Origin of the sequence: Bacillus sp. UNC69MF (assembly GCF_000746035.1) — a bacterium.
Lineage (GTDB): Bacteria > Bacillota > Bacilli > Bacillales > Bacillaceae > Bacillus > Bacillus velezensis.
Genome location: NZ_JQKM01000022.1, coordinates 1 through 11,259, shown reverse-complemented (window position 1 = coordinate 11,259; position 11,259 = coordinate 1). Strand labels below are relative to the sequence as shown.

The 11,259-nt window shown below is 45.5% G+C and carries 15 protein-coding genes and 1 rRNA gene; 13 read left to right on the top strand and 3 right to left on the bottom strand.

What is annotated here, in order from left to right; genetic code table 11:
* Positions 1-131: 131 nt before the first annotated feature.
* The 8 genes from rplQ (at position 132) to BR62_RS0112020 (ending at position 5,781) form a co-directional block, all read left to right on the top strand.
* Positions 132-494, top strand: coding sequence for a 50S ribosomal protein L17 (rplQ, locus tag BR62_RS0112055; protein ID WP_003156550.1), 363 nt, complete (start codon positions 132-134; stop codon positions 492-494).
* Positions 495-625: 131 nt separating this feature from the next.
* Positions 626-1,471, top strand: coding sequence for an energy-coupling factor ABC transporter ATP-binding protein (locus BR62_RS0112050; protein WP_007615256.1), 846 nt, complete (start codon positions 626-628; stop codon positions 1,469-1,471).
* On the top strand, positions 1,447-2,316 hold the full coding sequence (locus BR62_RS0112045; RefSeq protein WP_032870977.1) for an energy-coupling factor ABC transporter ATP-binding protein: 870 nt from the start codon (positions 1,447-1,449) through the stop codon (positions 2,314-2,316). Before BR62_RS0112050 ends, BR62_RS0112045 begins: the two co-directional genes overlap by 25 nt.
* Positions 2,313-3,110 carry an energy-coupling factor transporter transmembrane component T family protein gene (locus tag BR62_RS0112040; RefSeq protein WP_032870976.1) on the top strand — a complete coding sequence of 266 codons (798 nt, stop codon included), beginning with the start codon at positions 2,313-2,315 and terminating at the stop codon, positions 3,108-3,110. The genes BR62_RS0112045 and BR62_RS0112040 overlap by 4 nt, the downstream gene beginning before the upstream one ends.
* Positions 3,111-3,122: 12 nt before the next feature.
* Complete coding sequence (gene truA, locus BR62_RS0112035; RefSeq protein ID WP_032870974.1) at positions 3,123-3,866, top strand: tRNA pseudouridine(38-40) synthase TruA; 744 nt, start codon at positions 3,123-3,125, stop codon at positions 3,864-3,866.
* A gap of 159 nt (positions 3,867-4,025) precedes the next feature.
* Entirely contained in the window at positions 4,026-4,463 is a 438-nt protein-coding gene (rplM, locus tag BR62_RS0112030; RefSeq protein ID WP_003225844.1) for a 50S ribosomal protein L13, read from the top strand.
* Positions 4,464-4,483: 20 nt separating this feature from the next.
* Complete coding sequence (rpsI, locus tag BR62_RS0112025; RefSeq protein ID WP_003225846.1) at positions 4,484-4,876, top strand: 30S ribosomal protein S9; 393 nt, start codon at positions 4,484-4,486, stop codon at positions 4,874-4,876.
* A gap of 137 nt (positions 4,877-5,013) precedes the next feature.
* Complete coding sequence (locus BR62_RS0112020; RefSeq protein WP_032870972.1) at positions 5,014-5,781, top strand: class I SAM-dependent methyltransferase; 768 nt, start codon at positions 5,014-5,016, stop codon at positions 5,779-5,781.
* Between the two features lie 13 nt (positions 5,782-5,794).
* Here BR62_RS0112020 and BR62_RS0112015 read toward each other — a convergent pair whose 3' ends face one another.
* A complete protein-coding gene (locus BR62_RS0112015) occupies positions 5,795-6,268 on the bottom strand; it encodes a DinB family protein (protein ID WP_032870970.1) in 474 nt (157 codons plus the stop codon).
* Between the two features lie 130 nt (positions 6,269-6,398).
* On the opposite strand from BR62_RS0112015, the gene BR62_RS0112010 reads away from it, so the two are divergent.
* The 3 genes from BR62_RS0112010 to BR62_RS0112000 all read left to right on the top strand — a co-directional run bounded on the left by BR62_RS0112010 (position 6,399) and on the right by BR62_RS0112000 (position 8,748).
* Entirely contained in the window at positions 6,399-6,842 is a 444-nt protein-coding gene (locus tag BR62_RS0112010) for a DUF2521 family protein (protein ID WP_007410416.1), read from the top strand.
* 60 nt (positions 6,843-6,902) lie between these two features.
* On the top strand, positions 6,903-7,616 hold the full coding sequence (gene cwlD / locus BR62_RS0112005; protein WP_007410417.1) for an N-acetylmuramoyl-L-alanine amidase CwlD: 714 nt from the start codon (positions 6,903-6,905) through the stop codon (positions 7,614-7,616).
* A gap of 79 nt (positions 7,617-7,695) precedes the next feature.
* Positions 7,696-8,748: an Mrp/NBP35 family ATP-binding protein gene (locus tag BR62_RS0112000; protein WP_007410418.1), complete on the top strand. Its 1,053-nt coding sequence runs from the start codon at positions 7,696-7,698 to the stop codon at positions 8,746-8,748.
* A 32-nt stretch (positions 8,749-8,780) separates the two neighbouring features.
* Here the strand turns inward: BR62_RS0112000 and gerD are convergent, their stop codons facing one another.
* Positions 8,781-9,338 (bottom strand): spore germination lipoprotein GerD, encoded by a 558-nt coding sequence (gene gerD / locus BR62_RS0111995; RefSeq protein ID WP_007410419.1) that lies wholly within the window; start codon positions 9,336-9,338, stop codon positions 8,781-8,783.
* Positions 9,339-9,445: 107 nt separating this feature from the next.
* On the opposite strand from gerD, the gene kbaA reads away from it, so the two are divergent.
* Positions 9,446-10,042 (top strand): KinB-signaling pathway activation protein, encoded by a 597-nt coding sequence (gene kbaA, locus BR62_RS0111990; RefSeq protein WP_007410420.1) that lies wholly within the window; start codon positions 9,446-9,448, stop codon positions 10,040-10,042.
* Here the strand turns inward: kbaA and pdaB are convergent, their stop codons facing one another.
* Positions 10,043-10,807: a polysaccharide deacetylase family sporulation protein PdaB gene (gene pdaB, locus BR62_RS0111985; RefSeq protein ID WP_007410421.1), complete on the bottom strand. Its 765-nt coding sequence runs from the start codon at positions 10,805-10,807 to the stop codon at positions 10,043-10,045.
* Positions 10,808-11,146: 339 nt separating this feature from the next.
* Here pdaB and BR62_RS0111980 point away from each other — a divergent pair.
* Positions 11,147-11,259, top strand: a 16S ribosomal RNA gene (locus BR62_RS0111980); the annotation flags it as partial.

The following is an 11,259-nucleotide window of genomic DNA, read 5'->3' as shown; positions in this document are numbered from 1 at the left end:
GAAGTGAAAGCGAAACTAGAAGAACTTGGACTCGGCCTTCGCAAAGACGATTGATCTAGTTTCCATGTGAACTAGGATTTTCGTGTGTTTTTTATTTAGAAACAGCATTCCATTAAAGGAGGGGACATCACATGTCATACAGAAAACTAGGACGTACGAGTTCACAGCGTAAAGCTATGCTTCGTGATCTTACAACAGATTTGATCATCAACGAAAGAATTGAAACAACTGAAACACGTGCGAAAGAACTTCGCTCTGTTGTTGAAAAGATGATCACTCTTGGTAAGCGCGGTGACTTGCATGCTCGTCGTCAAGCAGCTGCATACATTCGCAACGAGGTTGCTAATGAAGAAAATAACCAAGATGCACTTCAAAAATTATTCTCTGACATTGCAACTCGTTACGAGGAGCGCCAAGGCGGATACACACGTATTATGAAGCTTGGTCCTCGCCGTGGTGACGGTGCACCAATGGCAATCATCGAATTGGTTTAATCACATATTTTTGTGTATCTAAAGAAGGGCGGGACAGTTTCTAACTGGATCTATGCCCTTTTTTTAGATATCAGAACTTTTGATCATGAGACAGAAAAGCAGAGCTATAGCTGAGAGGAGGTCAGGCGCCCGTGGATCAAAAACAGCTTATATCCGTAAAAGACATTCTATTCCGTTACCGCAAAGATGCAGAAAGACCGGCGCTGGACGGTGTGAGTCTGGAGGTATACGAAGGAGAATGGCTTGCTATCGTAGGCCACAACGGTTCAGGGAAGTCGACTTTGGCCAGAGCGCTGAACGGGCTGATTTTGCCCGAGGCCGGAGAAATTGAAGTCGGCGGCATCAAACTGACTGAGGATACCGTGTGGGATGTGCGAAAAAAAATAGGGATGGTCTTTCAGAATCCCGATAACCAATTTGTCGGAACGACTGTTCGCGATGATGTGGCTTTTGGTTTAGAAAACAATGGTGTTCCGCGCGAAGAAATGATTGAGAGAGTAGATTGGGCTGTCACACAAGTCAATATGCAGGATTTTCTTGATCAAGAGCCGCACCATCTCTCCGGAGGTCAAAAACAAAGAGTGGCGATCGCGGGGATTATTGCCGCGCGTCCTGATATTATGATTTTGGATGAAGCGACATCCATGCTTGACCCGATTGGGAGAGAAGAAGTCCTTGATACTGTCAGACGCTTAAAAGATCAGGGCATGGCCACCGTCATTTCGATAACACATGACCTGGAAGAAGCCGCAAGGGCGGACAGGATCATTGTGATGAACGGCGGCAGGAAATATGCAGAGGGCACGCCTGAAGAGATTTTTAAATTAAACGAAGACTTGGTTCGCATCGGTCTTGATTTGCCTTTCTCATTCCAGCTCAGCCTGCTTTTGAAAGAAAGCGGACTGGCGTTAACGAAAAACCATCTGACTCAGGAAGGGCTGGTGAATGAGCTGTGGACATTAAAATCAAAGATGTAGAACACCGCTATCAAATGAAGACACCGTTTGAACGGCTGGCTCTGTATGATATCAATGCCGTGATAAAAGAGGGCAGCTACGTTGCCGTCATCGGGCATACAGGGTCGGGCAAATCGACGCTCCTGCAGCATTTAAACGGTTTGCTGAAACCGACTAAAGGACAGTTTGAACTCGGGAGTACGATTCTGGCAGCCGGTAAAAAGAATAAAGACCTTAAGACTTTGCGAAAAAAAGTCGGAATCGTTTTCCAATTTCCCGAACATCAGCTGTTTGAAGAGACTGTGCTGAAGGACATCGCATTTGGACCGATGAATTTTGGTGTAAAAAAAGAAGACGCTGAACGGAAAGCAAAAGAAATGCTGGGGCTTGTGGGCCTTCCGGAAGACATTTTGGATCGTTCACCATTTGAGCTCAGCGGCGGCCAGATGCGCAGAGTGGCGATTGCCGGCGTTCTCGCGATGGAGCCGGAAGTGCTGGTTTTGGATGAACCGACGGCCGGTCTTGATCCGAGAGGGCGCCAGGACATTATGGACATGTTCTATGCGCTTCATCAGCGGGGAAACCTGACTACCGTTCTCGTCACCCACAGCATGGAGGACGCCGCCCGCTATGCTGACGAAATGATTGTCATGCACAAAGGAACCATTAAAGCGACGGGGAGTCCGCGTGACTTGTTTGTAAAAGGTGAAGAGATGGCCGAAATGGGACTGGATCTTCCTGAATCGGTGAAGTTTCAGAGACGGCTTGAGAAGGCTCTCGGAGTCAAGTGTGAAAAACCCATGCTGACCCTGCAGGATGCCGCCAGTGAAATTAAGGCTTTCTTTCAGGAGGAAAAGGACCAATGATGGACAGCATGATTATCGGAAAGTATGTTCCCGGATCATCGCTTATTCACCGATTGGACCCGCGAACAAAACTTGTCAGCATTTTTCTTTTTGTATGTATCGTCTTTTTGGCAAACAACGTACAGACGTATGCTTTGCTCGGTTTGTTTACATTCGGGGTGATCGCCTTGACTCGCGTGCCGTTCAGCTTTTTGCTGAAGGGGCTTAAGCCGATTATTTGGATTGTGGCGTTTACCTTTTTATTACACATTTTCATGACGCATGAAGGATCTGTCATTTTTCAGCTTGGCTGGTTTAAAGTGTATGAGGGCGGACTTATACAGGGGATTTTTATCTCTCTCCGTTTCGTTTACCTTATCTTTATGACGACGCTGCTGACGCTGACAACAACGCCGATTGAAATAACGGATGGAATGGAGCAGATCCTGAATCCTTTTAAAAAGGTGAAGCTGCCCGTACACGAACTCGCATTGATGATGTCGATATCTTTGCGATTTATCCCGACATTGATGGAAGAGACAGATAAAATCATGAAGGCGCAAATGGCGAGGGGTGCGGACTTTACAAGCGGCCCGGTGAAAGACAGAATCAAAGCGGTTGTTCCGCTGCTTGTCCCGCTGTTTGTCAGCGCCTTTAAACGCGCGGAAGAGCTCGCGGTCGCCATGGAGGCGAGAGGCTACCAGGGCGGTGAGGGGAGAACGAAATACAGAAAGCTCGTCTGGACCGGAAAGGATACCGGAGCTATTCTGCTCATCATCTTATTAGCCGTGTTATTGTTTTTCTTAAGAAGTTAGAGGTGCTGCTGAATGAGAGTGAAATGTACCATTGCTTATGACGGGCATTTATTTAACGGATATCAGGTTCAGCCTGGAAAGCGGACCGTTCAAAGTGAATTGGAAAAAGCGCTGGCCGTCATCCATAAAACGGACGGCAGAGTGCCTGTGTACTCATCCGGCCGCACGGACAGCGATGTTCATGCTGCCGGGCAGGTCATTCATTTTGATACGCCGCTGTCTATCCCGGGTGAGAAATGGCCGTTTGCGCTCAATGCCCTGCTGCCTGATGATATTGCCGTCAAAACAGCAGAGATTGCGGATGATGGGTTCCATGCACGATTTAGCGCGGTCCAAAAGGAATATCGCTACTTTGTATATACGGAGAAACACCCGGACGTATTTAAACGACATTACGCTTACCATTTTGCATATCCGCTTAATGTGCAGAAAATGAGGGAAGCTTCAAGGCACCTCGTCGGGACACATGATTTCACAAGCTTTTGCGCGGCTGATACCGCGGTTCAGGATAAAGTCAGAACAATTTACGAGCTGGATTGGACTGAGACCGGAGACGGCCTGCAGATGCGGATCACCGGAAACGGTTTTCTCTATAATATGGTCAGAATCATTGCCGGAACGTTATTGGATACAGGAGCTGGAAAATTTTCTCCCGATGATGTAAAAGCAATGCTCGAAGCGAAGGATCGTGAAGCCGCGGGGCGCACCGCACCGGGGCACGGGCTGTATTTATGGAGCGTTTGCTATGACAACTAAACCAGGTGTAACATTTTCTTGACAGAGTCTGCATAAAGTTATAAGATATCATATGGTATGTATTTCAACCCCACGATAAGCCCCGGAACTTATTGTGTTGTGAAATAGAACGTAATCGAAGATTATTGAAAATGACAGATCATTTAGGAGGGAAATTCAATGCGTACAACACCTATGGCTAACGCAAGTACTATTGAACGCAAGTGGTTAGTTGTTGATGCAGCAGGCAAGACTTTAGGACGTCTTTCTACAGAAGTTGCATCTATCCTTCGCGGAAAACACAAACCGACTTACACACCGCACGTTGATACTGGAGATCATGTGATCATCATCAACGCTGAAAAAATCGAGTTAACTGGTAAAAAGTTAACTGACAAAATCTACTACCGTCACACTCAACATCCAGGCGGATTAAAATCAAGAACTGCTCTTGAAATGCGTACAAACTACCCTGAGAAAATGCTTGAGCTTGCTATCAAAGGCATGCTTCCGAAAGGTTCTCTAGGTCGTCAAATGTTCAAGAAATTGAACGTATACCGTGGTTCTGAGCATCCACATGAAGCACAAAAACCTGAAGTTTACGAACTTCGCGGTTAATTAAAAAGGAGGTTACCAATTTGGCACAGGTTCAATATTACGGTACTGGCCGTCGTAAAAGTTCTGTAGCGCGTGTGCGCTTAGTTCCAGGTGAAGGTCGTATCGTCGTTAATAATCGTGAAATCAGCGAGCACATTCCATCTCCAGCTCTAATCGAAGATATCAAACAACCATTAACTTTAACTGAAACAGCTGGTACTTATGATGTTTTAGTAAACGTACATGGAGGCGGCTTATCTGGTCAAGCTGGAGCAATCCGTCATGGTATCGCTCGTGCTTTGCTTGAAGCAGATCCAGAATACCGTGCAACACTTAAACGTGCTGGTCTTCTGACTCGTGACGCTCGTATGAAAGAACGTAAAAAATACGGTCTTAAAGGCGCTCGTCGTGCACCTCAGTTCTCAAAACGTTAATCGTTTTGGATGGCAAAAACCACAACTTCTTGGTTGTGGTTTTTTTGTATTTTTTTCTCATATTCAAGAGGTTATCCGATGTTTTTCTAGAATTGTTTGTTATACTCTATTCATTACCAATAAGGAGCGCAGTTATAATGAATAAGTTAGTCATACATAACAGCAAGGCATGGGATAAAAAAGTCGAAACAGGCAATGAATGGACGGTTGCGGTTGATTCTCATACGATTGGTGAAGCGAAAAAAGGCAATTGGAGCATCAGAATGACCCCCGGAAAAGATGTGCCGGCGGATTGGTTTCCGCCCCTAGACGGTCTGAAGGTTCTTTGTCTCGCTTCAGGAGGAGGACAGCAAGGGCCGGTCCTTGCTGCTGCAGGAGCGGACGTGACCATCTTTGACAATTCGGAAAAACAGCTTGCGCAAGACAGAATGGTTGCCGAGCGGGACGATCTTACGCTTCGGACTGTCAAAGGCAGCATGAATGATCTGAGCTGTTTTGATGATGAGTCATTTGATTTTATCGTGCACCCGGTATCGAATTGCTTTGTTGATACGGTTCTTCCGGTATGGAAAGAAGCTCATCGCGTATTGAAAAAAGGCGGGTCTTTAGTCTCCGGTTTTGTAAATCCCGTCGTGTTCTTATTTGATATGGATTTAGAGCAGGAAGGCGTACTAAAAGTAGAGTATTCCATTCCGTTTTCGGATGAAAAAGATCTGAGTAAGAAAAAGGTAAAGGAACTTATTGATAATCATGAAGCGCTTGAATTCGGCCATACGCTGGAGGATCAAATTAAAGGGCAGATCGACGCAGGCTTTATGGTTGCCGGTTTTTACGAGGACAAAGGCGGCCTCGTGCTGGATGAATACATTAATACATACTCCGTAACAAGAAGCATTAAAATATAAAAACGGCATCCCGTCAGAGGTGCTGTTTTTTTGCGGCTTTTTCCTGCGGTCGGCTGATCACATTAGCCGAAACCGGTTCTACTCCAATGTCTCTGGCCCAAACCGACAGTTGTCCCATATGGTGAATCTCATGCGCAAGGATGTGGCGGAGAATATCTTCTTTAGGAAAGGTTTGGTCCATCCAGCCCGGCTTAACAAGATCCGGTCCTTTGAGGGAGACCGCATGAATGACATCCTCCCGATACTGTTCAGACAGTTTTCTGAGATCCTGAATGCTCGTATAGTCAGACTCAGCAGGTAAAACATCATCTTTACCTAAAATCGCACGAGCCCAGCTGATCTCGACATCAATGATATGAAATAAAGTCCGCAAGATGCTCTTCATTCCGCCCGTCCGGGTTTTCGTCAGTTCCTCCCGGCTCAGCTTTTCACATATCATAAACCACTCGTCACGCACCGTCCAATTGTATTGAAACAGCTTTTTCATAACGTCACCTCAGCTCTTTATTCTTCCAGTTAACATAAAACTCCTTCATTTGGGAGGATTTCCACTATCAACAAAGCATGCTTTTTCCCTTTTCCTTTCAAAATAACAGTAAAAAGGAGCGTGGCTGGCAATGGCAGAAGTATTATCTTTTTCAGACGTGAAACGGCAGAAGGATTTTGAGCTTGAGAAGAGTTTACTAAAGGAGCTGTCACTGACGCAGATCATTCAGTCCGTAAAAGCATGTCTTACCCCTTTGTTTCCCTTTCTTCAAGACGAAAACGGCATTCTGAGTGAGGGGTGCATAGATTTTGCAATTGAAGCGTATTTATTAGGCGGCCGGTTCGGCGTCTTTGGCTATTATGGTGAGTCTTTGCAGAGGGCAAACGCCCGTTCGGCTGAAGAAGAGGAAGAACTGACGGTCGATTTTTTTGAATATCTTTGCAATTGGACGCATGAGCAATATTCTTCCGTTGAACAAAAAGAAATCTATGAAGCGTCCTGCCGGTTTATCAACAGCTGGTGGACGGAAGGATTTCTGCAAAGAGAAAAACAATGTAAGCTCCGCATGAGGTAATCATAATTTCTTCCCTTGTCCCATACTTATTAATAACGGGGACAAGCGGGAGGGAAAGGTATGACAAAAAAGCTGAAATGGCTCGGTTTTTTACTTGGCTTTATCATATTATTGTGTTTATTCCGGTTTCAATTCCATAATGATGATTCCTGGCGGCCGTGGAGTCTGCCGCTGAGCGGGAAAATCATCTATCTCGATCCGGGACACGGCGGGCCGGACGGAGGTGCCACGGGAGGCAGTCACCTTGAAAAGGACATTACTCTCGAAGTGGCCTCCAGGGTAAGAGACTATTTGCAGGAGCAGGGAGCTTTGGTCATTATGACGCGGGAGACGGATACTGATTTAGCTCCTGAAGGTACGAAAGGCTACAGCAGACGCAAAGCGGAAGATCTGAGAAAGCGCGTGGAAATCATCAACCGTTCAGAGGCGGAGCTTTATATCAGCATTCATCTGAACGCCATACCGTCACCGAGATGGAGCGGCGCCCAAAGCTTCTACTATGGAAAATACGAAGAAAATGAAAAAGTGGCAAAATATATACAGGACGAATTGAGAATCAATTTGGAGAATACAACGAGAAAGGCGAAACGGATACACGGCATTTACTTAATGCAGAATGTAACCAAACCGGGCGCGCTGGTGGAGATCGGATTTCTGTCCAATCCCGCGGAAGCGAAAAGGCTCGGACAGCCCAAATATCAGGACAAAATCGCTTCTTCCGTGTATAAGGGCGTATTGAGATACTTCACAGAGAAAGGAGACCCTCCCGAGTAAGGAGGGTTTTTCGCCGATTCTATGTTTAATATATGGTATAATACCATTTGTAAACGAATACACAAAGGGTGAGGGTTCGATGATAAGAGAAGATGAAGTAAGAAATATAGTCGGAAACATGCGCGAACCTTTTCTTCATAGACCGCTGGGAGAATTGGATGCCATTAAAGAAGTAAAGATCAAGCCGGAAAAACGGCATGTCAGTGTAAAAATTGCATTGGCAAAAACGGGGACGGCTGAACAGATGGGCATTCAGCAGGAAATCGTATCCGTTCTGAAAGAAGCGGGTGCGGAAACTGTGGGACTGCGGTTTGAAGAGCTGCCGGAAGAAACATTGGCGAAATTCAGCCGGCCGGCTGCTGAAAGCGAAACCCTGCTGAATAGGAAACATCCGCCGGTCTTTCTTGCGGTGGCAAGCGGAAAAGGCGGTGTCGGCAAATCAACGGTTTCCGTCAACCTGGCCATTTCTCTTGCGCGGCTCGGAAAAAAAGTCGGCTTGATCGACGCGGATATATACGGATTCAGCGTGCCGGACATGATGGGTATTACAGTTCGCCCGACAGTAGAAGGAGAAAAACTGCTTCCTGTCGAAAGATTTGGAGTTAAGGTTATGTCGATGGGCTTTTTCGTCGAAGAAAACGCTCCGGTTGTGTGGAGAGGGCCGATGCTGGGCAAGATGCTGAATAACTTCTTCCATGAAGTTGACTGGGGAGAGGTTGACTATATCGTTCTTGATCTGCCGCCCGGCACGGGTGATGTGGCGCTCGATGTACACACGATGCTTCCGAGCTGCAAAGAGATTATCGTATCAACGCCGCACCCTACAGCCGCATTTGTAGCGGCGAGAGCGGGTTCTATGGCGATTAAGACCGATCATGAAGTTGTAGGGGTCATTGAAAATATGGCTTACTATGAAAGTGCAAAAACCGGCGAGAGAGAATATGTGTTCGGTCAAGGCGGGGGAGATAAGCTTGCAGAGGAATTGCAAGTGCCGCTGCTTGGCAGAATTCCTTTAAAACAGCCTGATTGGGACAAGGATCAGTTTGCGCCTTCTGTCTATGACAGAAGTCATCCGATCGGGGAAATTTATATGGGGATCGCCCAGAAAGTCATTGAAAAAACAGCTGAATAAAAAAGGGGCCGGGATCAACACGGCCCGGCCTTTTATTGGCTTTCTTTTTCAGAGCTTGAAGCTGCTTTTTTCAATTCATCCTCGAATTGCTTTTTGAAAAGCGGGCTGGAAAGTGTCTCTGTAATTACATCTTCTAAGTAACTGCGGAACTTTTGGCTTTTCACCAGCTCATAGTATTTTTTATCCATGCCGGGGTCCTGCATGATCTGCATAAAACTTTTCTGATAATCAGGGTCTTTCATCAGTTTTTTTATGATTTTTTCATGCTCGGGCTGAAGAGTTTTTGCAAAGCTCTCGGCGAATTTTGAGTCTTCAAAAATGGTTTTCCAGAACTCCGCCCCTTTTTTAGAGGTGAGGGTTTTCTCTATTGTGCCTTTAATGGCATTTTGATCAATCACCAATGCCTCATTCATCGCATCATCATTTAATATTTCCTTAATTGCCTTTTTTCCATCATCGGTCTTTAATATATCAACAACCATTTTTTTAGTCTGGTCATAATCCATATCCGCTGCTTGGTCTTTTGGAGCACAAGCTGTTACAGATAATAAAACAAAACAGCTTATCAATAGCGTTTTGGCTTTTGACATGCATAAGCTCCTTCCTTACTTGTACTTATTTTTAATATGATTCATCGGAATGGATTTATACATAACAAAATATCGCTGAACGCGATTGTCAGGGGGATGAATAAGAGATGAAAAGCCGCGGGCTTGTTCGATTTTTCTTTTCGATTTTAGCTGTGGGCGCTCTTATTACAAGCGTCGTGGGATTTGCTCTGAAGTGGGGGGAGTACAAGGGGTTCTTTCTGAATTTTGAGGCCGGTCAGATTTTCTCCGTTCTGATCTGGTTTATCGGGGTGGGCATGATTTTCAGTGTGATCAGCCAGATGGGATTCTTCGTTTTTCTGACGGTGCACCGGTTTGCCCTTGAAATTCTCAGATCAAGCTCGCTTTGGAATCTGCTTCAGCTGTTTATCATTCTGTTTGTCGCTTTTGATTTAATGTACGTCAGATTTTTGTTTTTCGGAGAGCGGGATGACTCGATTGCGGGGTTTGTCTGGCTGCCGCTGGCTCTGCTTGCCGTCGGCCTGTTGACGGCGTATATAAAACAAAAGCAGTCCTCAAAAAATACGTTCGTTTCATCATTATTTTTAATGGTCGTTATTACAGCGCTTGAATGGGTTCCTGCGCTACGAGTGAATAATGAGGACTGGCTTTATTTGATGCTGATTCCGCTGATGGGCTGCAATGCGTTTCAGCTGCTAATGCTGCCGAAGTTTGCCCAGAGGTAATTATTTCACTTCTGATGACTTGACGTCAGTATTTGCGATCAGGTCGCCGACGGTCACGTTTTTCAGTCCTTTTTGCTTTAAATTGTGAATGATGGCGGGGAGCGCTTCTTCAGTCTGTGTTGCTGAATCAGAGGCGTGCAGCAGGACAATGTCGCCGCCTTTTATATGACTGTTTACATTTTCAATGATTTTATCAGGGCCGGGATTTGTCCAATCCTGCGAGTTAACGCTGTAATGAACCACTGAATAGTGGTACTGCTGTGCAATGGTAAGAACCTTTTTATTAAATTGTCCGGTCGGCGGGCGGAGTAAATGAACATTCTTCACACCCAGCTTTTTAAATGCGGTCTGGGCCCGGAGGATATCTTTTTTTATTTCATTGTCCTCTAGGTTGGTATAATTCTTATACGCATATCCCATGCTGCCGATTTGATGTCCGTCTTTTACCATACGTTCAACTGTGTCCGGGTGCCGTTCCGCCCAAGAAGCTGATAGAAAAAAAGTGGCGTTTTTAATACCGTTTGCTTTTAGCGCGTTCAGAATCGGAACCGCCTTTTCATCACCCCAGCTGATATCGAATGTTAATGCGACTTCCCCCGCTCTCGTCTCCCCTTTTGAAATAGCCTTTGGGCCGCTATCAGTTAAAAATACAGGAAGGGGGACGGCTCTCTGTATATAAAAAAAGCTGGCTGCTGCAAATGCGGCAATGATAATAATAAGCAGCTGTTTTATCCTTCTGATGTGCCATACGTAGAAGTGATTCACTGATGACGCCTCCTTATCTTGTCCATGCTTGATTACATCGTATGCCGCGGCGGAGATGAATATAACGAAATACGTTTTAAAAAAATGAAAAAAACACTTGCTAAATTTAAAGAATGCATGGTATATTATTAAACGTCGCTGATGAACAGCAGACAACAACGAAAAGCTTCGGAAACAACTTAAAAAAAGTTGTTGACATAAAAGAAGCTGAGTGGTAAGCTAATAAAGCTGCTTCAACAAGCGGTAATGATCTTTGAAAACTAAACAAGACAAAACGTACCTGTTAATTCAAAGTTTTAAATAAATCGCACAGCGATGTGCGTAGTCAGTCAAACTACTTTATCGGAGAGTTTGATCCTGGCTCAGGACGAACGCTGGCGGCGTGCCTAATACATGCAAGTCGAGCGGACAGATGGGAGCTTGCTCCCTGATGTTAGCGGCGGACGGGTGAG